This window comes from Thermodesulfovibrionia bacterium (assembly GCA_030646035.1).
GTDB lineage: Bacteria > Nitrospirota > Thermodesulfovibrionia > UBA6902 > UBA6902 > JACQZG01.
The window spans coordinates 74664-100125 of sequence record JAUSMY010000061.1; the positions used below are offsets into that span (position 1 = coordinate 74664).

Annotated in this window: 27 protein-coding genes and 1 other RNA gene; 18 read left to right on the forward strand and 10 right to left on the reverse strand. The window is 46.1% G+C overall.

The window, feature by feature from the left end:
* Positions 1 to 492, forward strand: a complete 492-nt coding sequence (locus Q7U10_11635) for a methylated-DNA--[protein]-cysteine S-methyltransferase (GenBank protein ID MDO8283252.1) — start codon at positions 1 to 3, stop codon at positions 490 to 492.
* Positions 493 to 569: 77 nt separating this feature from the next.
* Here the strand turns inward: Q7U10_11635 and groL are convergent, their stop codons facing one another.
* The 4 genes from groL to Q7U10_11655 all read right to left on the reverse strand — a co-directional run bounded on the left by groL (position 570) and on the right by Q7U10_11655 (position 3862).
* The gene (gene groL / locus Q7U10_11640; GenBank protein MDO8283253.1) at positions 570 to 2219 is read right to left on the reverse strand and encodes a chaperonin GroEL; all 1650 of its coding nucleotides are present in this window, start codon (positions 2217 to 2219) and stop codon (positions 570 to 572) included.
* A 42-nt stretch (positions 2220 to 2261) separates the two neighbouring features.
* Entirely contained in the window at positions 2262 to 2549 is a 288-nt protein-coding gene (locus Q7U10_11645) for a co-chaperone GroES (GenBank protein ID MDO8283254.1), read from the reverse strand.
* Positions 2550 to 2720: 171 nt separating this feature from the next.
* Complete coding sequence (locus tag Q7U10_11650; GenBank protein ID MDO8283255.1) at positions 2721 to 3410, reverse strand: rhomboid family intramembrane serine protease; 690 nt, start codon at positions 3408 to 3410, stop codon at positions 2721 to 2723.
* The gene (locus Q7U10_11655) at positions 3407 to 3862 is read right to left on the reverse strand and encodes a DUF523 domain-containing protein (GenBank protein ID MDO8283256.1); all 456 of its coding nucleotides are present in this window, start codon (positions 3860 to 3862) and stop codon (positions 3407 to 3409) included. The genes Q7U10_11650 and Q7U10_11655 overlap by 4 nt, the downstream gene beginning before the upstream one ends.
* 100 nt (positions 3863 to 3962) lie before the next feature.
* Here Q7U10_11655 and ssrA point away from each other — a divergent pair.
* Both ssrA and speY read left to right on the forward strand, forming a co-directional pair.
* Positions 3963 to 4305, forward strand: a transfer-messenger RNA (tmRNA) gene (gene ssrA / locus Q7U10_11660).
* 168 nt (positions 4306 to 4473) lie between these two features.
* Positions 4474 to 5589 carry a deoxyhypusine synthase gene (gene speY, locus Q7U10_11665; GenBank protein ID MDO8283257.1) on the forward strand — a complete coding sequence of 372 codons (1116 nt, stop codon included), beginning with the start codon at positions 4474 to 4476 and terminating at the stop codon, positions 5587 to 5589.
* Between the two features lie 19 nt (positions 5590 to 5608).
* On the opposite strand, the gene Q7U10_11670 is transcribed toward speY, so the two are convergent.
* From Q7U10_11670 to lexA, 4 genes are all read right to left on the reverse strand, one after another.
* The gene (locus tag Q7U10_11670; GenBank protein MDO8283258.1) at positions 5609 to 6001 is read right to left on the reverse strand and encodes a DUF2703 domain-containing protein; all 393 of its coding nucleotides are present in this window, start codon (positions 5999 to 6001) and stop codon (positions 5609 to 5611) included.
* Positions 6002 to 6102: 101 nt separating this feature from the next.
* Positions 6103 to 7320 (reverse strand): DNA polymerase IV, encoded by a 1218-nt coding sequence (dinB, locus tag Q7U10_11675; protein ID MDO8283259.1) that lies wholly within the window; start codon positions 7318 to 7320, stop codon positions 6103 to 6105.
* Complete coding sequence (locus Q7U10_11680) at positions 7317 to 7565, reverse strand: hypothetical protein (protein MDO8283260.1); 249 nt, start codon at positions 7563 to 7565, stop codon at positions 7317 to 7319. The genes dinB and Q7U10_11680 overlap by 4 nt, the downstream gene beginning before the upstream one ends.
* Positions 7565 to 8179, reverse strand: a complete 615-nt coding sequence (lexA, locus tag Q7U10_11685) for a transcriptional repressor LexA (GenBank protein ID MDO8283261.1) — start codon at positions 8177 to 8179, stop codon at positions 7565 to 7567. The genes Q7U10_11680 and lexA overlap by 1 nt, the downstream gene beginning before the upstream one ends.
* A 106-nt stretch (positions 8180 to 8285) precedes the next feature.
* Here lexA and Q7U10_11690 point away from each other — a divergent pair, with 106 nt between their 5' ends.
* Positions 8286 to 8444 carry a hypothetical protein gene (locus Q7U10_11690; protein ID MDO8283262.1) on the forward strand — a complete coding sequence of 53 codons (159 nt, stop codon included), beginning with the start codon at positions 8286 to 8288 and terminating at the stop codon, positions 8442 to 8444.
* Positions 8445 to 8615: 171 nt separating this feature from the next.
* Positions 8616 to 10445: a hypothetical protein gene (locus Q7U10_11695; protein ID MDO8283263.1), complete on the forward strand. Its 1830-nt coding sequence runs from the start codon at positions 8616 to 8618 to the stop codon at positions 10443 to 10445.
* Here Q7U10_11695 and Q7U10_11700 read toward each other — a convergent pair whose 3' ends face one another.
* Positions 10446 to 10979 (reverse strand): flavin reductase family protein, encoded by a 534-nt coding sequence (locus tag Q7U10_11700; GenBank protein ID MDO8283264.1) that lies wholly within the window; start codon positions 10977 to 10979, stop codon positions 10446 to 10448.
* Positions 10980 to 11045: 66 nt separating this feature from the next.
* Positions 11046 to 11738 carry a hypothetical protein gene (locus Q7U10_11705; protein MDO8283265.1) on the reverse strand — a complete coding sequence of 231 codons (693 nt, stop codon included), beginning with the start codon at positions 11736 to 11738 and terminating at the stop codon, positions 11046 to 11048.
* 199 nt (positions 11739 to 11937) lie between these two features.
* Between Q7U10_11705 and Q7U10_11710 the strand changes: the two genes are divergently transcribed.
* From Q7U10_11710 to Q7U10_11770, 13 genes are all read left to right on the forward strand, one after another.
* On the forward strand, positions 11938 to 12126 hold the full coding sequence (locus Q7U10_11710) for a hypothetical protein (protein ID MDO8283266.1): 189 nt from the start codon (positions 11938 to 11940) through the stop codon (positions 12124 to 12126).
* The gene (locus Q7U10_11715) at positions 12123 to 12416 is read left to right on the forward strand and encodes a type II toxin-antitoxin system RelE/ParE family toxin (protein MDO8283267.1); all 294 of its coding nucleotides are present in this window, start codon (positions 12123 to 12125) and stop codon (positions 12414 to 12416) included. Before Q7U10_11710 ends, Q7U10_11715 begins: the two co-directional genes overlap by 4 nt.
* A gap of 56 nt (positions 12417 to 12472) precedes the next feature.
* Positions 12473 to 13855: an argininosuccinate lyase gene (argH, locus tag Q7U10_11720; GenBank protein MDO8283268.1), complete on the forward strand. Its 1383-nt coding sequence runs from the start codon at positions 12473 to 12475 to the stop codon at positions 13853 to 13855.
* Between the two features lie 142 nt (positions 13856 to 13997).
* Positions 13998 to 14582 (forward strand): D-sedoheptulose 7-phosphate isomerase, encoded by a 585-nt coding sequence (locus tag Q7U10_11725; GenBank protein MDO8283269.1) that lies wholly within the window; start codon positions 13998 to 14000, stop codon positions 14580 to 14582.
* Between the two features lie 47 nt (positions 14583 to 14629).
* Positions 14630 to 16018 carry a bifunctional UDP-N-acetylglucosamine diphosphorylase/glucosamine-1-phosphate N-acetyltransferase GlmU gene (glmU, locus tag Q7U10_11730; protein ID MDO8283270.1) on the forward strand — a complete coding sequence of 463 codons (1389 nt, stop codon included), beginning with the start codon at positions 14630 to 14632 and terminating at the stop codon, positions 16016 to 16018.
* Between the two features lie 6 nt (positions 16019 to 16024).
* A complete protein-coding gene (gene glmS / locus Q7U10_11735) occupies positions 16025 to 17860 on the forward strand; it encodes a glutamine--fructose-6-phosphate transaminase (isomerizing) (protein MDO8283271.1) in 1836 nt (611 codons plus the stop codon).
* Between the two features lie 134 nt (positions 17861 to 17994).
* The gene (locus tag Q7U10_11740; protein ID MDO8283272.1) at positions 17995 to 20100 is read left to right on the forward strand and encodes a UvrD-helicase domain-containing protein; all 2106 of its coding nucleotides are present in this window, start codon (positions 17995 to 17997) and stop codon (positions 20098 to 20100) included.
* Positions 20101 to 20373 (forward strand): Asp-tRNA(Asn)/Glu-tRNA(Gln) amidotransferase subunit GatC, encoded by a 273-nt coding sequence (gene gatC / locus Q7U10_11745; GenBank protein MDO8283273.1) that lies wholly within the window; start codon positions 20101 to 20103, stop codon positions 20371 to 20373.
* A 33-nt stretch (positions 20374 to 20406) separates the two neighbouring features.
* Positions 20407 to 20757, forward strand: coding sequence for an aspartate 1-decarboxylase (locus Q7U10_11750; GenBank protein ID MDO8283274.1), 351 nt, complete (start codon positions 20407 to 20409; stop codon positions 20755 to 20757).
* A 6-nt stretch (positions 20758 to 20763) separates the two neighbouring features.
* Entirely contained in the window at positions 20764 to 21216 is a 453-nt protein-coding gene (locus Q7U10_11755) for a GatB/YqeY domain-containing protein (GenBank protein ID MDO8283275.1), read from the forward strand.
* The gene (locus Q7U10_11760; protein ID MDO8283276.1) at positions 21217 to 22182 is read left to right on the forward strand and encodes an NGG1p interacting factor NIF3; all 966 of its coding nucleotides are present in this window, start codon (positions 21217 to 21219) and stop codon (positions 22180 to 22182) included.
* 90 nt (positions 22183 to 22272) lie between these two features.
* On the forward strand, positions 22273 to 23979 hold the full coding sequence (dnaG, locus tag Q7U10_11765) for a DNA primase (protein MDO8283277.1): 1707 nt from the start codon (positions 22273 to 22275) through the stop codon (positions 23977 to 23979).
* 1 nt (position 23980) lies between these two features.
* On the forward strand, positions 23981 to 25459 hold the full coding sequence (locus tag Q7U10_11770) for a sigma-70 family RNA polymerase sigma factor (protein MDO8283278.1): 1479 nt from the start codon (positions 23981 to 23983) through the stop codon (positions 25457 to 25459).
* The last annotated feature ends 3 nt before the right edge of the window (positions 25460 to 25462 follow it).

Sequence of the window (25462 nt, forward strand, 5' to 3'; positions counted from 1 at the left end):
ATGCAAAAGCCTTCCATATTCTATGACATTTTTAAAACTCCCATAGGAAATATCTTTTTGCTTTTTTCCGGAAGATCTCTTATTGAGATATCTTTTAATAAACCCTTGAAGGTTGCTTACAAAAAAGGGGCTGCACCCAAGAGTTTTCTTAAGGAATTGGGATCTTACTTCAGCGGAGTGGAGACCGAATTCCGCCAAGAGATACAGTTTCTAAAAGGGACTGAATTTGAGCAGAGTGTCTGGCTCTCACTCAAGGATATCCCGTACGGGGAAACAAGGCCGTACAAATGGGTCGCTGAGAAGATAGGGAGCCCGTCTGCCGTAAGGGCGGTAGGCCAGGCGCTTTCAAAGAATCCCATACCGATAGTATTGCCATGCCACAGGGTAGTTGAATCAAGCGGTTCCATAGGCGGATATTCCGCAGGTGTTGAAAAGAAGGTGCGGCTTCTTGAGATGGAATATTATTCAAAGATGAATAAGAATAAAATATAACGTCTCTTTTCTGATGAAATAAAAAAGAGGAGCAGGATATTTCCTGCTCCTCTTTTGTTAATTATAGATTGATGGGTTTAGTACATTCCGCCCATACCACCCATTCCGCCGCCCATTCCGCCCATATCAGGCATTGCCGGTGCGCCTTCTTTCTCAGGCATATCAGCCACCATAACGCTTGTGGTAAGCATAAGGGCTGCAACTGATGCCGCATTCTGGATAGCAAATCTGGTGACCTTTGTCGGGTCTATGATGCCTGCTTCCAGCATATCAGTATATTTTTCAGAATTAGCGTCAAAGCCGAAATTCTTATTCTTGTCTGCTTTAACCCTCTCAACTATTATAGAGCCCTCAAGCCCGGCATTTGCCACGATCTGCCTGATAGGTTCTTCAATAGCCCTCTTAATGATATCAAGGCCGATCTTCTCATCGCCCTCTACCTTCATCTTCTCAAGCGCAGGAAGCGCCCTCAGGAGAGCTGTTCCGCCGCCCGGGACTATGCCTTCTGCAACCGCTGCCCTCGTAGCATGAAGCGCATCCTCTACGCGTGCCTTCTTCTCCTTCATCTCGGTCTCTGTTGCGGCGCCTATGTTGATCACTGCAACTCCGCCGACTATCTTTGCGAGGCGCTCCTGAAGCTTCTCTTTGTCATAGTCAGATGTTGTCTCTTCTATCTGAGCCTTTATCTGGCTTGCGCGGCCCTTTATCGCTTTTACATCGCCGCCGCCTTCAACAATGGTGGTGTTCTCTTTGTCAATGGTGATCTTCTTTGCCTTGCCGAGGTCTGATAACTGGACCTTCTCAAGCTTCATGCCGAGGTCTTCAGTGATCATCTTTCCGCCGGTAAGAATCGCGAGATCCTCAAGCATCGCCTTTCTCCTGTCGCCGAAACCGGGAGCTTTTACTGCTGATACATGAAGTGTTCCTCTGAGTTTATTCACAACAAGTGTGGCAAGCGCTTCGCCTTCGACATCTTCTGCGATAATGAGAAGCGGCTGTCCCAGTTTGGCTGTCTGCTCTAAGATAGGGAGCAGGTCTTTCATTGCGCTTATCTTCTTTTCATGGATAAGGATCAGGGCGTTTTCAAGAACGCACTCCATCCTCTCTGCATCGGTCACAAAATAAGGAGATATGTAACCCCTGTCAAACTGCATGCCTTCAACAACCTCAAGGGTTGTTGCCAGCCCCTTTGCTTCTTCTACAGTTATGACGCCGTCCTTGCCTACCTTGTCCATGGCATCGGCTATCAGGTCGCCTATCTCAGAGTCATTGTTTGCGGAGATCGTGCCTACCTGCGCTATCTCTTTTTTGTCTTTGACGGTCTTGCTGAGCTTCTGGAGTTCCTGCACAACCACGGCAACGGCATTTTCAATGCCCTTTTTTACTTCCATCGGATTTGCGCCTGATACCATATGCTTCATGCCTTCTTTGAATATTGAATAGGCGAGCACGGTAGCGGTTGTTGTGCCGTCACCTGCGACATCGGATGTCTTGCTGGCAACTTCTCTGACAAGCTGGGCGCCCATATTCTCAAATGGGTTTTTCAGCTCGATCTCTTTAGCGACTGTTACGCCGTCCTTTGTGATCGTCGGCGCGCCGAACTTCCTGTCAAGAATCGCGTTTCTTCCTTTTGGTCCAAGTGTTGCCTTAACAGCATCACTCAATATGGTTATACCATTGAGTAACGATCTTCTTGCTTCTTCATTAAATATTAACTGCTTAGCCATTTATTCCTCCTGATATCATAATTAAGTTGTTTTTGTGCGGGATTATCCTAAGATGCCCAGTACGTCATCTTCTCTGATAATAAGGTATTCAACGTCGTCCATGCTGATCTTTGAACCTGAGTATTTATCAAAAAGAACAACATCGCCCTTCTTGACCTCTATCTTCTGCAGCTTGCCGTCATCTGTGACCCTGCCCGGGCCTACAGCTATGACTTCACCCTTCTGGGGTTTCTCTTTAGCTGAATCAGGTATGTAAAGGCCTCCTGCACTTCTTGTCGGTTCTTCAGAATACTTAACTAATATCCTGTCTTTAAGCGGTTTGAACTTCATGTCTGTTTCTCCTTTCTTTTAGTTAAAAAAGTTATACAACTATTTTTTTGTGTTTTCAATACCGTTGGCGGGTATTGCTGGCACTCTTTATAATTGAGTGCCAAAAGACAAGTAAGATATTAGCAAAATCAATGGAATATTACAAGGCAAGATACTTTTATACAACGATGCCTAAAGAGAATATCTTTTGCTTCGGTTAACTTTAGGCAAGAGCATTATCAGAGCCAAGCCGGCAAGAAATCCACCGATATGGGCAAACCATGCGACCCCGCCTTCGCCTGCAACCCCCTTGCTGACCAGCCCGTTTAACAGCTGAATTACTATCCAGAAGCCGATCACAAAGTAGGCGGGAAGCCTTATGACCTGTATGAAGAAACCAAGGAATATCAATGTATAGACCTTTGCCCGGGGGAACATTAGAATGTACGCCCCGAGTACTCCTGAGACTGCGCCGCTGGCCCCGATCATCGGCATGAGAGACGAGGGCGCGGTAAAAGCGTGGGCATATGCAGCAGCGATGCCGCACATGAGATAAAATATCAAAAACCAGAAATGGCCGAGGGTATCTTCTATATTATTCCCGAATATCCACAGGTAGAGCATGTTGCTTCCAAGGTGGAGGAAGCCGCCATGCATGAACATTGAGGTGAAGACTGTGAGCGACGGGTGGATGGGCTGCAATTTATCAAATGAGAGAAGGTATGAAGGGATCGCTCCATAGGAATACACGATGTTCTTGTACTCTTCAGGGTTCGACATATGGGTAATTGTATAGAAGAATATGTAGATATTCGCAACGATCAACATTATCGTTACAAAAGGGAAGGTGCTGGTAGGGTTGTCGTCTTTATACGGTATCATCTTTTGATAGCAGGCTTCTTCATCTCATCTGATTCAACTTCTATCCCTGCCGCTATAAGCGCAGCCGCAGTCACACCTATGCCCTTTGCCTTTTTTCCGTTTCTTTTAATATATGTGCTGCCGCATGACGGGCTTCCGTCTTTAAGGATGGCCTTTTCTATTTTCAGCATATGAGCGATCTTAAGCACCTCATTGGCCCCTCTAAGGAAATTATGTGTGTAATCCTTGCCTGATTCCTTTCCAATCACCCTTGAATCATTATTTAAAAGCGCGTCACCGTCTCCTCCGATAAGCTCAACAGGTTCTCTCGGAGTCGGCAGTCCCCCAAGCTGTTCAGGACATATGGGAATAGCCTTGCCTTCGGCGACAAGGTCTCTGAAACGTTTTTCCCCGCAGTTAGTGCCGTCGTATCTTGTGTTTATGCCCACAAGGCATGCGCTTATTAAGATCATTTTTTATTCTATCAAAGGGCTGAATTTATTGCTGAAATGGTTTTCTTGTAACTCGTAACTGTTACGGTATTAATGTTATAATAAATCAGGAAATGTCAGAGGGGGCGACAGGCTTCGACGGGGGTTATGAAGTCGGGGTTGCATGCCGTGTGCCATCACGTTAAAAGGCAAACAAACACAAACGCCAACACTGAATTGGCTCTTGCCGCTTAAATAAGCGGTGACGTTTCTCCGGTAAGTGCCTGCGGGCCGGAAGAGACGCCGATAGCGGGCTGGCCTGAGGTGTTTTTCTCTTGTGCTTTGGGCGAGACAAAAAGAGATAGGTGACAGAGCAGCCTTCCTGCCGGCGATTCTGAAACTGAAGATCCAAATGGCAGGATAAGCATGTAGATGCTGCGATGTAGTGCTTTCGGACCCGGGTTCGATTCCCGGCGCCTCCACCATAAGATATTTTCTAGTTTTGACAGAGACATTGCCGCCCGGCAATGTCTCTTAATTTACAATCAACCTTCCGGCTTGTTAAAAATTAATATAGTTGCGAATAACCTCGGTTTTGTTTTTATGCGGTGTGATATAATTACCGGGAAACTTTTAAAAAGGAAGAGAATTTAATGAAACACAGCAAGAAGAAACGCCCTCATTTTAAATGCCATTCATTGCTTAATCCGAAGCCTCTGAGGCCGGGGATGACAACAGATCAGGTTATTGAGAGCTCAATGTTCTCGTTCAATGCCGGATCGTTCAGAAAGGCATGTGAGCTTTTTGCGGGACATATAGTAAAGAAGAATGTAAGGATCGGCGTTTCTCTTGCAGGCGCACTTGTGCCCGCCGGGATCGGACGGAGCTGTCTTATCCCCATGATGAAGGCAGGGATGATCGACTGGATGGTATCCACCGGAGCAAACCTGTATCATGACATTCATCTGTCACTCGGCTATGAATTCTGTAGAGGGCATGCGGTTGCTGATGATGCCCAGCTCAGGGATGACGGGATCATCAGGATCTATGATATCTTTCTTGACTATGACGCGCTTTTGGACACTGATAATTTTGTGCGCGAGACATTGCGCCGTGAATTTTCAGGCCTTGCTTCATCCTGCTCAAGCGCTGAGATACATGCGGTTCTCGGAAGGGAAATAGCGAAATTAAGGCCATCCATGAAGGATCAGAGCGTTCTTGCTGTTGCATATGAATGCGGCATTCCTATTCATACCTCATCACCTGCGGATTCAAGCATAGGCATGAACGTTGCGGCCTTGATGCTTGAAGATAAAGCAATCAATATCGACACGCATCTGGATATCAATGAAGTGACAAGCTATGTATATGACATAAAGCAGAAGGGCGGCAAGAGCGCGGTGCTCCTTCTTGGCGGCGGCAGCCCCAAGAACTTTGTATTGCAGACCGAGCCGCATATACAGGAAGTCCTCGGATTAGAGGAGGCAGGCCATGACTTCTTTATCCAGTTTACCGATGCCCGTCCTGACACAGGCGGCCTGAGCGGCGCCACGCCTTCTGAGGCTGTTTCATGGGGCAAGATAGACCCGAGCGCGCTCTCCAAAACCATAGTCTCATACGGTGACTGCAGCTTCATGCTGCCTTTGTTTGTCAGCTATATATTGAATAGATCCAAAACCCGCCCAAATTCAGGACTTCTTAATAAGCGAGAGAAGCTCGTCCGGAAGTTAAAGGATGACTACATGACAAAGGGCAGTTATAAGAAGTAACAAAAGAAGAACTCTTTTTTTAATCTTTAAATAGTTCTGCTGCTGCCAGAAGACAGGCCCTGATAATTAATTCTTCCGGTATGGTTTCAAACGTATCCTTGTTGATCGTTATCGTTCTGCATTCAGAGTCGCCGCAGGCATCGCAGCATTGGCTTTGGCCCACAGCAGCCCCGATCCATTCTTCCAGCGGCCTTCCGCTGATCCAGATCCGGTTCGATTGAAGAGGGTCTTTTTTAAATGCCTTAAGGCTTATTTCTTTTGATTCCAATTCTGCTCTTATGCCAAGTTCTGCCAGCGCGTTTTGAACTTTCTTAAATGCGGCTTCAACAGTGCCACCGGTATCCCTGCATCTGTTGCAGGTTTCTCCAGCCTCATCTATGAGCCTTTGCCATTGAATCGTTAATGTTTTCATTTTAGTTTTCAGCTAACAATTAATACAGCCGTCCGTATTTGCTGGAATAAGAAAATTATATTAGTTTGCTATGAATGTTACAAGCACAAAATTCCCATCTCTCACACACTCGTCCTATGCACGCCAGCAGGACGCCATGCGGGCGAGATCACGGCAGGGCGGGAGCGGTGGGACATGTATGTTGCCCATGAGACTGTGGAGTCGCCGTGTCTGTCATTGATGCTGTCTGCTGTCTTAAGCAGGTTCTCCTTCTTTACATGGTCTCCAAGCAGGTTAAGCTGCGCCGGGTCCTCTGAGCCTTTGATACCTGAAAGAGTTACTCCGAGGAGGCGTATCGCATCTCTGAGGTCGATTCCTCTTATTATCTCCATGGCGGTGTTATGAATATCGTGGGTGTCATTTACGCATCTGTTTATCTTAAGCTGTTTTGTGAATGTCTTGAAGTTCTTGTACCTTATAGTCACTGTCACAACATCCCCTGTCAGCTTGTACCTTCTTGCGCGCCTGCCGACCATCTCTGAGAGCTTCAGCATATAAGCCTCTATATCTTTCTCATGCCATATATCATTCGGCAGGGTCATGCTGTGGCCTACAGACTTTGCCGTCTCATCATTATTGACTACAGCCGAAGTGTCGATGCCCATACCCATAAGCTTCATCCTCTCGCCGATTATACCGAAGTGGTCTCTCAGCATGCTTACCGGAGCTCTGCCGAGTTGGCCGCATGTCTTTATGCCGAGTGCGTCGAGTTTTTGCGCAAGCTTTTTGCCTATGCCCCAGAGTGTATCCACCGGAAGTTCTTCAAGTATGCCCGCGATCTCTTCCTGCTTCACCAATCTGAGCCCGTCTGGTTTTGAGATATCGCTTGCAAGCTTTGCCATGAGTTTATTCGGCCCTATTCCTATTGTTGCGTTAAGTCCGAACCTCTCCTTTATCTCTCTCTTTATCATCTTTCCTATCTCAATTGGACTGCCGAAAAGTTCCAGAGAGTCTGTTATGTCCAGGAATGCCTCGTCAATGGAGTAGACCTCGACCTCTGAGGTATATTGTGAGTAGATCTCCGTCAGCCTCCGGCATGTATCTGTATATTTGCTGTTGTTGCCGACTACAAGTATCAGCTGCGGGCAGAGCTGCTTTGCCTCCCACATATTCATGCCTGTCTTTACCCCGAACTCCCTTGCCTCATATGACGCGGTAGTCACCACAGTCCTTTTTCCTGAACCGATAACAGCTATCGGCTTTCCGCGCAGGCTGGGGTTGCTCTGCTGTTCAACAGATGCGAAGTATGAATCCATGTCTATAAGCATTATCGTTCTCATATCTCTGTCTCCACTCCTTCAAGTATCCAGTTTATTGAGTCGGTATTAAAGCTCAGCTCGTACAGCGTATTGCCGTCTGTTACTGAGAAATGCAAGAGCCTGCTCCTGCCTATTGATGTTGTCCATTCATATGTGACATCTTTGACCTGTATCTGCCTGTTTGACCATTTGAATCTGAGCGGTTTCAACTTTGAATCCCCCAAGAACGCCGCTATGACCCGTATCTGCTCTCCTATCCGGTGCATTAAAGGCTCCTCATTATCCCCTTGACCTTGCCTAAGATCCTCACATCTTCCGCAGAAAAGACCATAGGCTCCATGTCTTTATTCTCAGGCACAAGCCTGACTATGCTCTTTGCAAGAAAGAACCTCTTTACTGTTGCTTCATCCCCGATGAGCGCCACAACGATATCGCCGTTTTTCGGTTCCAACTCAGGCGCTATCAATGCAATATCGCCCTCTAATATCCCGGCATCTATCATACTGTCGCCCTTTATCCTGAGCGCAAAGCCACCTTCAACCTTGAATAGGTTCTTATCGATATTTACGTAGTCCTCTATGTGTTCCACCGCCAGTATCGGCGCGCCTGCCCTGACGGTTCCAAGGAGCGGTATCTTGCTGTCTTCGCTAGCTTTGAATCCTGAGATCTCAAGCGACCGCTGTTTGGAAGGCGATTTTTTGAGCAGGCCTTTCTTTACAAGGGCGTTTATATGGAGCTGCGCAGAGAGGGGGCTTGCAAAGCCGAAGCTGCCTGCCACCTCCCGCACAGTTGGGGGGAACCCGTTGTCAATAATATGTTTTTTGATGAAATCAAATACCGCAAGCTGTTTCACGGTCGGCTGTCTAAGTTTCTGCGCCATGAAACTACTATACAAACGTATAGTAGTTTTGTCAAGGGGGATATTTTAAATATATTTTGACTTATATATAATTGAGGCTAACTCTGCTTAAGAAAGGAGACCAAAAATGTCATTATTCAAAAAGGCCTTAATGCTTATGCTTGCTGTGTCATTAACAGCCGGTGTTTTCGGGTGTAAAAAAGAAGGAGCAGGAGAGCGTGCCGGAAAGGCTGTAGATAAAGCGCTTGATGATGCTAAGAAGAAGCTGGATGATGTAACTAAGTAGCTCTAAGCGGCAAAGGAAAAGGAAATCTGAAAAGGCCCGGCTAAACGCCGGGCCTTTTTGTATCAAGTGTTTTGAATAAATAAGTGCCGCTGTCCGGCTATTATACCCCTTCACGCAATTTGGACTTCCTGTGCTATAATTAACGAATTTATTTTTTATATAATAGATCAAATGACAAACTACTATCACAAATTTCATATCCCGGTCATGGGTACCGGACATTCAATTGACACTCCGATACGTGTGGCGCATCTTGGGATACAATCTGTTATATCTCTTGTTGACGATATCCTTTTTGAGCCGGTACGCAAATATTACTGCGAGAAGTTCGGCCTGCCCTACACTGAAATAACTGTAAAAGAAGAAGACGGAAGGGCAAAGAGGACCACGGCTTATCTTAATCTTGTCGACAAGATAGTCAGGATCAAATTTGATGCGATAAGGAAGGAGCCGTTTGCTCCGGGAAGCGAGAAGTGCAAGTATTTTGAACTCCTCCCTGATTACAGCCCTTTGAAACAGGATTATGAAAGGGCTATGGCTATGAAGCCTGGCGCTGAAAGGGAAGCGCTTGAAAAAGAACTTGCCGCCAGGATGGTTCCCGGTTCCATTGATGTAAACATAATGGTCAAGCTCGACAATCTAAACTATGACAGCAAGGGCGATCTGCTTCCTGAAGAGTACAGCGACTCCAAGGCAGCCTTGAGGGGCTATGCCAACAGCACTTTGAGTTCCGGCATAGAGCTTTCAGCAGGCATGAACCAGCGGCTCTTTCATTACATGACAGAATTCCGTGACTTTTACAGAGATGAAAAAGGCGGGATAAAGAAGAGGATAATACTCAAGGTGAGCGACTTCCGTTCCTCTATCATTCAGGGCAAGTTTCTCGCCAAGAAAGGCCTTGAGGTTTACGAGTTCCGCATTGAGTCGGGCCTCAACTGCGGCGGGCATGTATTCCCGACAAACGGCGTTCTTCTTCCAAGTATTCTGCAGGAGTTCAAGGAAAACCGGGAGACGCTGACAAAAGACTTTCATCTGCCGATACAGAAATACTACGAAAAGATGGGGTGGCATTACCCTGAGTCTGCATTAAGCGCGCAGCCTCTGATAACAGTACAGGGCGGCATAGGCACATACGCTGAAACGCGCAGGCTGACGGAAGACTTCGGTATGGACATGACAGGATGGGGAACGCCTTTTCTGCTGGTTCCTGAAACAACCTGCATTGATGATACAACACTTGAACTGCTGCGGCGCTCCGGTGAAAAGGATCTGTATATAAGTGATTCATCCCCAATTGGGGTGCAGTTCAGCAATATTCACGGGACAGGAGCGGAGATATGGACCAGGCAGAGGGTTCTGGACGGAAGAGCCGGCTCTCCCTGCGGCAAGGGGTTTCTGAAGTTCAATACTGAATTCACTGAAAAGCCCATATGCCTTTCATCGAGGCAGTACGAAAAGCTGAAGCTTGAGGAGATCGCCGGGCTTGAGATAACGGATGAAGAAAAAAATAAGATGATCGAAAATGTTGTTAACAAAGAATGCATCTGCGACCAGCTTGGGAACGGCTGCCTCATCGCCCTTGGACTTGTCGATGAGAAGGACGCCCCCCAGTGCATCTGTCCCGGGCCCAACATAGCCTGGTTTAATAAGATATATACTCTTAAAGAGATGGTAGATCATATTTACGGAAGGGGGTCTTCGCTTGTATCTTCGGATCGTCCGCACATGTTTGCCAAGGAGATAGAGCTGTATGTTGACCAATTCGAGAAGAGGGTATCCAACTGCGGTTACACGCCGAAGGAGATCAAAAGCCTTCAGGAGTTTAAAGAGAATTTTGAGGCGAGCATTGACTTCTGTTCAGAGGTAGCAAAAAGAGAGCCTTACCCGGGAGAGAACCTCGAATCGATATCCAGATACATAAAAGAACAGAACACCCGCTTTAGTTCGATATATGCCGCTTTTGAGAAGAAGGCTGACAGCGCAGTAGTTAGTAAGTCATAACTAATACTTCAGGTCAAGATCAACATTCCCTTTGCAGTCGATCCCTATCAGCTTCTTGTAGTGTATCGAGTAAAGATGCTTTGCCCTGTCATGGTCGCCGTGAATCTCAACCACATTAGCGATGTAAAGCGTGTGATCTCCGGTCTCGACCTCTTTAACTATTCTGCATTCATACGCGACAGTCACGCCTGCTATGATCGGCGGCTTCACCACTTTTGCATGCACCGGCTTAAACCCTGTTTCCTGAAACTTGTCAACATCCTTCCCGCTCTTTGTCCCGCAGAACCAGGCGTCCTTTGCCTGATCTTCAGCAGGGAAGCAGAGCACGAACTCTTTGTTAGCCTCAAGACATTTGTGTGAGTATCTATTGTGCCCTACTGAAATAGCTATCATCAGCGGATCCCATGATGTAAAGGTCCACCACGAAAGCCCTATGATATTCGGCCTCTCCCTCTCATCAAGCGTTACCGCAAGAACGTAAGGAAAAGGTGATGCCAGTTCAAAAGCTTCATGCCTGTCGATATCTTTCATCATAATAATACTTTACTATCCGGAGGATGTTCTTGACAAGGAGGAGGTAGGTGATTACACACCATTTGTCTATTTCTGTAATTTCGAAAAGCAACTGTTTATATCCAGGCTATTTATCGCCTTATTAAAAGCTTCGTTTATAGCCTTTTCTCCTGAACCAAATCCATAAAGGTTAAAGGCACTCGCCTTCTCATATATACTGCTTTCGCAAATAACCTCTCCATTCTTCTTAACTTTTGCTAAATATCCCACTTCTCCAGACCATTTTCCAAAATTGAAATCAAGCTTGAATTGTCTGACAAGTATATCAATGATTATCGCATTCTCTTTGTCATCGGTAATAGTGATACCATTCTTTGACAGCCTTTCTTCTGTGGCTGTTTTAAAAATTCGTACTGGATCTTCTTGATCTTTAATGGTTGGTTTGTTAAGTCCAGTAACATCAGTTGCAGCATACAGAACACCAAAGGCAATATATCCAATAATCCGGTTGCCCACAGCTGGTTTAGCTCCGTCCCCGATAATCTCTTTGTCAAGTCTTTCATCGCTTGATATGACAGATACTTTCGCATTAGGATCAACAAACTGCTCTTTGTTAACGGTGTAATTTACAGATATTCCTTCAGTCGTAGCTTTGTATTGTTTAGAAAGTCCCGCACAACCCGATAAAAAGGTAACAAATACTAATGACTGCAAGAAGACAGTAAGGCACATACATAAACTTCTCATTTTTGTACCCTCCCCAAAATAGATTTTATTCATTGTGAAAAATAATAGGCTTGTTTGTTGATGAGTCCATTATAGCGATTAAGTATGAATCCTTCAAGCCAATTTAGAAATGTCCGGTTTTAAGCTACCATACACTTCCCCTCGATATTTTGAGTGCGAAAGAGTGGTTTATCGTGTTAGAATAAAACAGGTAAAAGAGTAAATTATCAGACAGATAAATGGAGGAATGGTTATGTCAAAGATAATGACAAAAGAAGAAGCCCATAAACTTATTGAAAAGATGCCAGAAGGCGCTACATGGGACGATTTTATTCATGAGGTTTACGTGCGCGAAACTATAGAAAAAGGATTGGAAGACAGCAAAGCCGGCCGGACAAAAGATGTGAATGAAATTCGTTCAAAATATAGTCTCCCAAAATGAAGGTTCACTGGACGGATAATGCAGAAGGGCATCTTGATGCTATTCACGATTATATAGCCAGAAACTCTCTGGAGTACGCAAAAATAGTTGTAGATAAATTAACCCGCCGATCCCAACAAATCAGTCTATTTCCTCTTTCCGGCCGTGTTGTTCCAGAATTTGATATTGAGCAACTCCGTGAAGTCATAGAAGAATCCTACAGGATTATTTATTACATAAAACCTGATCAAATAGATGTTCTTGCTGTAATTCATGGCGCTATGAATAGCATGAAAGATATAGAAAAATAAACCAAGATTTTTAACAATTCTATGCTTGACTACAATCAGGCTTTAGTTTTATCCTTATTTTCATGAAAAAGCTCTGGGCAGGAAGATTTAAAGAAGATACTGAAGAGGTAGTGGAGCAGTTCACATCCTCGCTGCATTTTGACGTCCGTTTGTGGAGATATGACATTGAAGGGAGCATCGCTCATGTGAAGATGCTCGGCAAGCAGAAGATACTCAGCGCTAAAGATGCCGCAACCATCCTCAAAGGGCTTAACGGTGTAAGAGAAGATATAGAGAGCGGCAGGCTGAAGTTCAAGAGCACTTTTGAAGATGTGCATATGAACATCGAGGACGCGCTTACCAGAAAGGTCGGGCCGGTCGGTGGCAAGCTTCATACGGCAAGAAGCCGCAATGACCAGGTCGCGCTTGACCTTAGGCTCTTTCTTAGAGATGAGATAAAAGAGATAATCAATCTGGTAAAAGGCCTTCAGAAAGCGATAGTATCTGTTGCAGGGAAACATATCAAAACCCTGATGCCGGGATATACACACCTGCAGAAGGCCCAGCCTGTACTGCTTTCGCACCACCTTCTTGCTTATTACGAGATGCTTGAGCGTGACAGGACGAGGCTTGAGGATTGTTATGAAAGGGTCAATGTGCTTCCTCTCGGCTCGGCTGCACTTGCAGGCACAACACTTCCGATAGACAGACAATATGTCGCGCGGCTTTTGAAATTCCCAAAGATATCTGAGAATAGCATGGATGCCGTATCAGACAGGGATTTTGTGATTGAATTTATCTCTGCCGCAAGCATTATCATGGTGCATCTCTCAAGGTTTGCAGAAGAGATAGTGCTGTGGAATACGGATGAATTCTCTTTTGTCACTCTGCCCGACGCATTTTCAACAGGCTCAAGCATAATGCCGCAGAAGAAGAACCCTGACATCCTTGAGCTTATCAGGGGCAGAAGCGGCAGGGTCTTTGGCGATCTTATGGCAATACTTACGGTTATGAAAGGGCTGCCTCTTGCCTACAACAGGGACATGCAGGAGGATAAAGAGCCTCTCTTTGATACAGTTGATACGGCGAAGTCCTGCCTTAATATACTTGCCGTGCTGCTGCCCAGGATCATATTCAACAAGAAGGCAATGGAGAAGGGAACTGAGGGCGGCTATCTGACAGCAACTGACATTGCCGAGTATCTGGTTAAAAAAGGCATGCCGTTCAGAGAGGCTCACGGTGTTACAGGCAGGATAGTAAGGCATTGTGTAGAGCACGGTAAAAAGATAGATGAACTGGAGCTTGCGGAACTGAAAGATTTTTCAAAACTGATCGGCAATGATATTTTCAGCTATATAACTGTGGCTTCATCTGTAGCTAATAAAACATCTTACGGCGGCACATCAGGCAAAAATGTCTCTGCGTGCCTCAGGAATATAAAAGGGAGAAAGAAGAAGTGAAGCATCGTCTGTTCGCACTGTTTATTGCACTCATAATGTTTAGCGTTACTTCTGCCTGCGGCAGGAAGGGCGATCCTGTTCCAATAATACCATCTGATAAGTCAGCCGCTTTTAGCGATCATAAAGAAAGTGAGGGAACCAAATGAGAGAGAAGATATTAAAGGCGTTTGAAGATAGCGCGTCTGTAAAGAGGGAGTTCATAAAAGCTAATATCGATGCTGTTATTGAAGTATCGAACCTTATTGCCGAGGCTTTTAACAGCGGGAGCAAGCTCATGGTTTTCGGCAATGGCGGCAGCTCTACGGATGCTGCTCATATTGCAGCGGAGTTTGTTGGAAGGTTTAAGATGGAAAGGCCCGCACTGCCTGCGATAGACCTGAATACCAATATGGCTGTTGTCACAGCGATCGCCAATGATTACGATTTTTCAGAGATCTTCGTCCGCCAGATTAAAGCGCATGCCCAGGATGGGGATGTTGCGATAGGAATAAGCACCAGCGGCAATTCCCAAAATGTGATCAAGGCGATTGAAGAAGCAAAAAAGAGAAAAATAAGGACTATAGTCTTTACAGGCGCAAAAGGCGGCAAGCTTGCCGCGATAGCGGATCATGTATTTGCTGTTCCCTCTTCTGATACGCCCAGGATCCAGGAAACCCACATTACTCTCGGCCATGTCCTTTGCCAGATGGTTGAAGAGATCCTTTTTGAATCTCATAGAAACAGATAGAGCCGTCCCAAATTGAAATCATAAGCGCAAACTATTAATATATGTCCATGGGTCTTTCTGTAGTCATTCTGGCGGCAGGTCTTGGAAAGAGGATGAAATCTCTTAAGCCGAAGGTCCTTCATGAGATTCTCGGAAGGCCGATGCTCCGGCATGTCATAGATGCTGTAATGCCACTCAAGCCCGCAAAAATAGTAGTGGTTGTCGGCAATGGTGCTGATAATGTTGTGGGACGGATGAATGACAGAGGGTTGTCTTTTGTCATACAGAAGAAGCTCCTCGGCACAGGAAACGCGCTTGACATAGCTAAAAAAGCTTTAAATGGCAGTAGCGCTATACTCGTTCTTAACGGGGATTGCCCCCTTATCACAACAAAAACTCTGCGGGGTTTTCTTGTAAATCACAGGCGCAGCGGCAATAGTCTCTCTTACCTCTCTTTCTTTAATGAAGCTGTCTCAGGCTACGGCAGGACCGTTCGGGGCGATGACAACATGATCATCGGCATTGTTGAAGATAATCATGCGTCAAGCCATGAGAAGGCAGAATGTAAGGAATTGAACGGCGGCGTTTATGCGATGAAACCTGAGGTTCTTAACTTCATCGGAAGGATAAAAAAGAATGCTTCTTCAGGAGAGTACTATCTGACTGACCTTGTAAATATCCTGTCAAAAGAGGGAAAGAAGGTTGACACATACATCTGCCCGGAGGAAGAGATACTCGGCGTCAACAGCAGGGCAGACCTCTATAATGTTTCACGAATTTTTCAGGACAGGGTAATATCAGAACTGCTGAAAAAAGGCGTCACATTTATTGACCCTCACAGGTCGGTCGTTCATCCTGGGGTATCCATAGGAAAGGATTCGATCATTTACCCGAACACCTATATCGAAGGCAAGACATCCATCGGCAGCAACTGCGTTATCTATCCCGGCGCAAGGATCGTGGACAGTTTCATAGAAGAGGATGTGGTCATTAAGGACAATTCCCTGATCGAGGAGAGCAGGATAAAGACGGGCGCTTCAATAGGGCCGTTAGCGCATATCAGGCCCCAGAGCATCATAGGCAGGAACGCCAAGGTCGGGAATTTTGTAGAAATTAAAAAGACATCACTCGGAGACGGGACAAAGGCATCCCATCTGAGTTATCTCGGAGACGCGGTGATCGGCAACGATGTCAATATCGGCGCAGGCACGATTACATGCAACTATGACGGCAAGAAGAAGCATAAGACCGTTATCGGGAACGGGGTATTTATAGGCAGCGATACTCAGATAGTCGCTCCTGTTACCATAGGCAAAGGGGCATATGTGGCAGCAGGTGCCACTGTTACCAAAGATGTTCCCGCAGGCGCGCTTGCAATAAGCAGGGCAGAACAGAAAAATATCGCTGACTGGGAAAACAGAAGCAGGTTAAAAACTAAAGGCAGAAGGTCGAAATAACTTAATATGTGCGGAATAGTCGGATACATAGGCAAGAGGAATGCGATACCTGTAATTGTGGATTCCCTGAAGAAGCTTGAGTACAGGGGATATGATTCAGCCGGAGTCGCTTTTCTTAAGGACGATAAGATAGAAGTGCAGCGCTGCGAAGGCAAGATAAAGAAGCTGGAGCAATGCATCAGCGGCAAAAAATTCAGCAGCCCCATCGGGATAGGTCATACAAGGTGGGCGACGCATGGCAAGCCGTCAGAGAGCAATGCGCATCCTCACAGGTCAGGCGGCATAGTCGTAGTGCATAACGGCATCATTGAGAACTATTATGAACTCAGAGAGAAATTAAAGAAGCAGGGGCATGTCTTCACGTCTGAGACAGACACTGAGGTGATCTGCCATCTTATAAACAGTTATTCAAAAAAAGGGCTTGATATTGAAAGAGCGACGAGAGAGGCGCTGGAGCATGTCCATGGAGCGTACGCGCTCGGCATAATAAGCGAGGCTGAACCGGACAGGATAATCGCCGTGAAAAAAGACAGCCCCCTTGTGCTCGGCCTTGGCAATGATGAATTCTTTTTAGCATCCGACATGCCCGCTTTCCTAAAATACACGCGCGACGTCATCATTCTGGAAAATGATGAAATGGCGGTGATCACGCGTAAAGGCATCTCCATCTCAGGTGTCTGCGATAAATCTTTTAAAAAGAGGATAACAAAGATCACATGGAGCCCTGCCATGGCTGAGAAGGGCGGGTACAAACATTTCATGTTAAAAGAGATATATGAACAGCCGCAGGCGATTGCTGACACATTGAGGGGCAGGTTCTCTATTGAGAAGGGAGAGGTGAACCTTGCGGAGTTCTCGCTGAACGTAAATGAGATAAACAAATTGAACAAGGTCTTTCTCGTGGCATGCGGCACTTCGTGGCACGCCGCGCTTGTGGGGAAATACATGATCGAGGACCTGGCAAAAACACCATGCGAGGTGGATATCGCATCTGAGTTCCGGTACAGAGATCCTATCCTGCCTTCAAACAGCCTTGTCATAGTTATTACCCAGTCAGGTGAGACGGCAGATACCCTTGCTGCGCAGCGGGAGGCAAAAAAGCGGGGCGCAAAGGTCCTGAGCATATGCAATGTGATAGGCAGCACATCTTCACGAGAGGCGGACGGCGTCTTTTATACGCATTCAGGCCCTGAGATAGGCGTTGCCTCGACAAAGGCATTCACAACGCAGCTTACGGCGCTCTATTTATTTGCAATAGCTCTGGCAAAATCCAAGAAGAGCATTGATACTAAAAAAGCAAAATCACTGCTGAAGGATATACTTCTGCTTCCTGAACAGGTTGAAAAGGCGCTTGAATTGAGCGCTTCTGTCCTGAAGATCGCCAGAAAGTTTTACAGCGCAAGGGACTTCCTTTATCTTGGCAGGGGAATAAATTATCCGATAGCGCTTGAAGGCGCCCTGAAATTAAAGGAGATATCATATATCCATGCCGAGGGTTATCCTGCCGGCGAGATGAAGCACGGGCCGATAGCGCTCATTGATAAGGATATGCCGGTCCTTGCGTTGATTCCTGAGCGCAATGAAAGGGTATATGAGAAGATCCTCTCAAATATCGAAGAAGTAAAGAGCAGAAGCGGCAAGGTCATTGCAGTTGCGATAGAGGGAGATACAAAGGTCTTATACAACGCATCCCATGTTCTATTTGTCCCGGAGACAAACCGTTACCTCGCTCCGATACTCTTTTCCGTACCCATGCAGCTGCTTGCCTATCACACCGCTGTTCTGAAGAAATGTAATGTGGATCAGCCGAGGAATCTGGCAAAAAGCGTTACTGTTGAGTGATTAGCCTTTCTCTTTACAATTTTCTATCCTGAATCTGATATAATAAGGTACTAAAAGAAAAAAACAGGCTATTCCTCTAATTCTCCTTTTTTAATATCAGATGACATATATCGTGTACAAGCAAGAGGTAGAAAATGGCTAAACATGTTTTACTGGAGGATCTTAATCCTCAGCAGCAGCAGGCTGTCTCTCATAAAAGCGGGCCCATGCTCGTGCTGGCCGGGGCCGGCAGCGGAAAGACAAGGGTAATTACCCGCAGATTTGCCTATCTCACCAGCGTTCATAAGGTTTCCCCGTCATCCATTCTTGCCATGACCTTTACTAACAAGGCTGCCAATGAGATGAAGGAGAGGATCGAGGCGCTCACGGGAAAGAGCGCGAAGGGCCTGTGGATAGGAACCTTTCATTCACTTTCCAGCAGGATCCTGAGAAAGGAGATCGACAAGCTGGGATACGGCAGGGACTTCTGCATATATGATGACGGCGATACGTGCAGCCTCATCAGGACCATCCTGAAAGAGTACAAGATGCATGAGGCCCTGTATAAGGGCATCGCTTCGAGGATATCTTCGCTCAAGGCTGCGCTTGTAACTTCTGAAGCCCTTCTTGCCAATGAGGACAGTTTTGGTTTTGATGAAAAACTTGCCAAGGTCTATGTCAGGTATCAGGATGACCTTAAAAAGAATAATGCCCTGGACTTTGATGATCTTATCATGTGCGCTGTGAAGCTCTTTGAAAAGCATCCTGAAGTGCTTAAGAAGTATCAGGAAGAATTTGAGCATATGATGATAGATGAGTTTCAGGACACGAACATTTCTCAATACAGGTTTGCCAGGCTTCTGGCTTCAAAACATAAGAATATCTGCGTTGTCGGCGACGATGACCAGAGCATATACAAGTTCAGGGGTGCTGAGGTCGGGAATATTCTCGACTTTGAAAAGGACTTCTTAAAGGCCAAGGTGATAAGGCTGGAGCAGAATTACAGGTCGACACAGAACATACTTGACGCAGCGGGCAGCCTCATAGCGCAGAACGACCTGAGAAAAGCGAAAAAACTCTGGACAGACAGGGGCAAGGGAGAGAAGATATCCTACTGCATCGCCAACAATGAACAGGAAGAGGCAGGTTATATCGCACAGACCGTAAAAGAGCTATACCTGAAGGGCAGCTACACATACAGTGATATCACGGTTCTTTACAGGCTGAACCAGCAGGCAAGGGTGCTTGAGGATGCAATGAGAAGCAACGGAATTCCTCATCAGGTGGTCGGCTCCATCAGTTTTTATAAGAGGAAAGAGGTCAAGGATATTATCTCCTATCTCAAAGTTATCAATAACCCGCATGATTCGATAAGCCTGAAGCGTATCATTAACTCTCCGCCGAGGGGCATCGGCAAGACAACGCTTACAAGGCTGAACAATGAAGCAATAAAGAAGGAGAAGAGCCTTTACGGGATCATGAAGCATGTCTCCAAGGGCAACGGATACTCTTCTGCATTCAAGGATAAGGTAAAGGGTTTCATATCTGTAATTGACGGTCTGATCGACAATAAAGAGATGGAGCTCTCCAAGCTTATTTTTCTTGTATTTGAAAAGACCGATTATCTGGAGTTTGCCGGAGAGGATAAGGCCAAAAACCTTATGGATATCGTGGGCTCTGCCGAGGGAAGCAGCCTGGAGGAGTTTTTAGATAGCGCATCTCTCTTCAGCGCGCAGGACGAGGCACGGAATAAAGACTCTGTATCTTTAATGACGATACATACTGTTAAAGGGCTTGAATCGCCTGTTGTATTTATTGCCGGAGTTGAGGACGGGCTTATGCCGCACTTTTACTCTATTAAGAAAGATGATGAGATACAGGAAGAGCGCAGGCTCTTTTATGTAGGCATGACAAGGGCGCGCGATATGCTCTTCCTGTCAGGCGCAAAAAGGAGAAGGCTGTATGCATCGCTTCAGGACCAGCAGCCTTCAAGGTTTCTGAGTGAGATACCTGCTGACTGCTGCTGTTATATAGAGAAGAGGCCGAGGACCGGAGCGCTCAGCAAGAGTCACAGCATACCTGTTAAGCCACGGAGCATATCTCCTTTTGTTTCCGGCGTCAGAGTGCGCCATCCAAAATTTGGCGAGGGTGTTGTCAGGGACTGTTACGGCGAGACCAATGATTTCAAGGTCATGGTCAACTTCCCTTCTGTCGGAATAAAGAGGCTCTCTCTGAAGTTCGCGAATCTGGAGAGGGTTTAGATGAATATCGAAGATGTTTCTTCTCTTGCCAGGCTGAAGCTGAAGGATGAAGAGAAAGGACTTTTTGAAGGCCAGCTGAATAAGGTGATGGGATATATTGACACGCTGAATGAGCTGGATACCGGGAAGGTAGCCCCGACATCGCATGTACTGCCTTTGAAGAATGTCTTCAGAGATGATGAGATCTCAGCTTCGCTCCCCAGAGAGAAGATATTACAGAACGCGCCTGAAAGCAGGGATGGTTTTTTCAGGGTGCCCAAGATAATAGAGTAAAATTTATCAGAACGTAAAATTTGAGAGGTTATCATGTATAGATGCATGCTCAGGGCAAAGATCCATAATGCCACCGTCACAGAGGCGAATATTAAGTATGAAGGCAGTCTGACCATTGACGAGTCGCTGCTTGCCGAGACCGGCATAATTCCATATGAGCAGGTCAAGATCAGCAACCTCAATAATGGCGAGAGGTTTGAGACCTATGTGATCCCGGGGCCGAGCGGCTCAGGTGTGATATGCCTTAACGGCCCGACCGCCAGAAAAGGCGAGGTGGGCGACCAGATAATTATCTTTTCATATGAGTATCTCAGCGATGAAGAGATAAAAGGCTTCAAACCAAAGATCATTCTGCTTGACGAAAAGAACAGGATAAAAGGATAGCTGGAAATGTCTCTTTCTGATCAAATATCATCTGACATCAAATCTGCTTTGAAAGCAAATGATAAGACAAGATTGTCGATCCTCCGAATGATAAAATCTGCCATCAGGAACAAAGAGATCGATAACGGGCATGTAGTATTAAATGATGATGAGGTCATGGCGATTCTCAACTCTTTTGTGAAAAAGGGAAAAGAATCGGTTGAACAGTTTGCGCAGGCAGGGCGTGAAGAGCTTGCCGCCAAAGAGCGTGAAGAGTTGGAGATAGTTCAGTCATATCTGCCGGAACAGCTTTCCGATGACCAAATAAAAGAGATGGCCAAAGAGGCTATCAAAGAGACAGGGGCATCAGGGGCTAAAGACTTCGGGAATGTGATGAAGGCGATGATGGTAAAGACAAAGGGAAAGGCTGACGGGAAATTAGTCAGCGCACTTGTAAAAAAACTTCTTGAGGAGGCATAGATGAAGCTTAAAAATATATACGAGGCAATAATAGACAGGGGTATGGAGGCTGACCCGCGCGGCAGGAAGGCTGTACAAAAGTCTCTCGACAAAGTTAACAAGCGTTATAAAGAAATGAAAGAGGCTGAAAAAAAATATTTTGACAAAGATGGACTGACAAACCCTTATGCCGACACCAGGATACTTTACGGCACAGGGAAAGAAGAGATAAAGACAGCACTTGTAGGCATAGATATAGGGACAGGCGAGATGCTTCTTGCCGACAGGCTTTCATCTAAAGGTGAGAAGGTTGACCTTGTCATTTCTCATCATCCCGGAGGAAGGGCATATGCCAGCCTCTATGAGGTAATGGGAATGCAGGCGGATATATTCCACAAGTTCGGCGTGCCGATCAATATCGCCGAAGGCCTTTTGGAAGGCAGGATGAAAGAGGTCGAGAGAAGGATATCTCCGGCAAACCACACACAGGCTGTAGATGCCGCGAGGCTGCTTGATATACCATTAATGTCTGCACACACACCGGCTGACAACCATGTTGTCACCTATCTTCAGAAGATGATCGACACAAAAAAACCTGAGACCGTAGGCGAAGTGCTGGACCTGCTTCTTGAGATACCGGAATACCAGGAGTCCGCAAAGATCAATGCAGGGCCCAAGCTCTTTACAGGCAACAAGAACAGGAGCGCGGGAAAGATATTTGTTGATATGACAGGCGGGACAGGCGGGCCGAAGGAGATATATGAAAAGCTTGCAGCCTCAGGCGTAGGAACGGTTGTCGGAATGCATATAGGAGATGACCACCGGAAGCTGGCAGAAGATCACCATATCAATGTTGTGATCGCAGGCCACATATCAAGCGACAATCTCGGCATGAACCTTCTGTTCGATGAGATACAGAAGCAGGGCAGTCTCAGGATAATCGAATGTTCAGGATTTAAGAGATTCAGCAGGCTCAAGAAAAAATAGTAAATGAAAAATAAAAACGCGGCGATATATATCAAAATGTAAAAAACAATTAAAAAGAAGACCCCCCGGATCTTTGATCAATTTCAGACAATGCCTTCATACGACAGCAGCCTTGAGGAGATAAAGAGCAGGATAGATATCGTTGAGATGATATCTGAATATGTATCCCTGAAAAAGGCCGGTCATAACTGGAAGGGGCTCTGCCCTTTTCATGCCGAGAAAACCCCCTCATTCACAGTCAACCCTGCCAAGCAGATATACCGCTGTTTCGGATGCGGCAACGGAGGCGATATCTTCACCTTTGTAATGCAGCATGAGAAGATCGAATTCAAGGAAGCGCTCAGATTCCTTGCCAAAAAAGCTGGTGTCACACTTAAGATGTCGAGTGAGGATGCAGGAAGGTCAGGAGAAAAAGAGACGATCCTGAAGATCCAGAAACTCGCGCTCGCTTTTTTTCAGCAGAATCTCCAGAAGAGTCCAATTGCATCTGCATACCTTGAAAAAAGAGGCATCACTGAGGAAGCACGCAAGCTCTTTTATCTCGGCTATGCCCCGAAGTCCTGGGATGCTCTAAAGAAATATCTTGAGGGCAAAGGCTTCAGGCCTGAGATGATAGTGAAATCAGGCTTGGCAAGCAAGACCCCAAAGGGATATTTTGATATGTTCAGGCACAGGATCGTCTTCCCGATATTTGATCTAAGGGGCGATGTCATAGCATTCGGCGGAAGGGTGATGGATGATTCCGAACCTAAATATCTTAACTCGCCTGAGACGCCTGTCTTCAATAAGAGCAAAGCGCTTTATGGTTTGAATGACGCAAAAAAACATATTAAAGAAGCAGACCGTATTTTATTAATGGAGGGATACCTGGATGTTATAGCAGCTCATATGAACGGCTTCACGAACGCGGTCGCGCCTCTTGGGACCGCGCTCACGCAAGAACACGGCAAGCTGATAAAGAGGTTTACTGACAATGTCATAATCGTCTTTGACAGCGACCAGGCAGGCATTAAGGCTTCCAGAAGCGCTGCGGAGACACTCTTTGAATGCGGGCTTGATATAAAGGTACTCTCTCTGCCTGAGAAGGATGACCCTGACAGTTTCTTAAGGAGAAATGGGAAACAAGCCTTCAGTGACCTTATTGCGAAGCCTCTATCAATAATAGATTTTCTGGTCAGGCAGAAGAAGGAAAAGCGCGCAATAGCACGTGAGGCCATTGATACCGTCTCCAAAATATCAGACAGCCTTCTCCTGGATGGTTATGTCAAAGAGTTATCAGAAAAGCTCAGCATAAAAGAGGTCTTCATCTTTGAGGAGTTACAGAAGATGAAGAACAAAGCAGTGCGTTCTCCGGTGCGCCCTGATGTGAAGGCCGGGCGTGAATCGGCAAGAAAGCCCAAGCCTTTAGATGAGGCATATATAATTAAACTGCTGCTTCAGTTCCCTGGAAAAGCTGATGTGGTCTTCGCCAGTATTACTGAAGATGATTTCAAAGATATAGTTACTGGGTCTATACTTAAAAAGATAAGAAAAGGCCTTAGGGATTTTGACAAGCTGATGCTACAATGTGATGATGAGGAGAAAGCATTACTGAGTGAGATCATGATTAAGGCTGAGTTTGATGACCCTGACAAGGTGCTGTCAGACTGTGTCGCCGGAATTAAAGAAAAGAAGCGCAAGTTCCTGATACAGGAGCTGAGGGAAAGAATAAGGGATGCTGAGATGAAAAAAGACAGTAATCTGCTGAGGGAACTTCAGATGAAGCAGGACAGCCTCCAGAAATCAGGAGGCATCTGACATGAGCGACTTTGTTGATATCTTCCTGCCGAATGATGAAGAGGATACAGACCTGCCTGAAGAGAGCGATGAGGGAGAAGAGTCCGCTGAAATAGATAATTCTTTTTCCAACAGCGCGCTCTTGACTGATGACCTCATAAAAATATATCTGAGGGATATGGGCGCCCTTCCCCTGCTCAGCAAGGAAGAAGAGACTGAAGCGGCAAAGAAGATAGAGACAGAGAGGGAGAAAGAAAGGCGCATAGTCTTTGCGATACCCTTTATTATAAAGAAGATCATCGCATTGCAGGAGGTATTCAATAAGGATGAGGCGATGATAGACGACTTCATCTCTTATGCCGATGACATCTCAGACAAAGACAGGGCAAGCGTCACTGAACATTTTATAAAGACGATAGAGAATATTAAGAACCTTTATGACACAAGGGAAACAATAGTCAGCCGATACAATCAAAAAGGGCTCTTTGCTGAAAAGAGGGCCGCGCTGAAGAACGAGCTGGAAGAGAACAAGAGGCTAATCTTTGCAAAAATATCCGAACTCCGCCTTGAAGAAGAAGTGGTGCGGATATTCATTGAGCAGTTCTGTGATGCATTATCCAGGATCGATATTCTCAAAAAGGGGAAAAACATTCCTTTAAATAACCCGCAAGACATTAAACTGGAGATAGCTGTAATAGAGTCTTCTCTCGGGCTTGGTCATCTTGAGGCTAAAAAGGCTCTGAGGCTGCTTGCGCATCATGAAGGAAAAGTCCTTTCAGCAAAGAGGCTGCTTATAGAGGCGAATCTCAGGCTTGTTGTCAGTATGGCAAAGAAGTACATAGGCCGTGGACTAAGCCTGCCTGATCTCGTGCAGGAAGGCAATATAGGTTTAATGAAGGCGGTTGACAGGTTTGAATACAGAAGGGGCTACAAGTTCAGCACCTATGCCACATGGTGGATAAAGCAGGCTATTTCGCGTTCACTTGCAGACTGTGCCAGAACGGTCAGGATACCTGTTCATATTGTAGGCACACTAAGCGCGCTGGCAAAGGCATCAAGGGAGCTTGTTCAGGAACTCGGCAGAGAACCCTCAACGGAAGAGATCGCGGAAAAGATGGGCGTCACCGATGAAAAGATCAAGGAGATCATGAAGATAGCCAAGGAGCCTGTCTCCCTGGAGACTCCCGTTGGAGAGGGGTCAGACACCTTCCTTCTGGATCTTATGGAAGATAAGACAGCCTTGTCGCCTTTAGAATGTGCAATCCACCATAACCTTCAGGAGGAGATCGAAAAGATCATGCTGACCCTTACACCAAAGGAAGCGGATATCATAAAGAGAAGGTTCGGCATAGGAAACGGTCATCCGGAAACACTGGAAGAGGTGGCAAAGAATTTCAATGTTACCCGTGAGAGGATCAGGCAGGTAGAGGCCAATGTCCTCAGAAAACTCAGGCACCCCTCAAGGACTAAATGCCTTAAAGAGTTTCTGGACCATGATTAAATA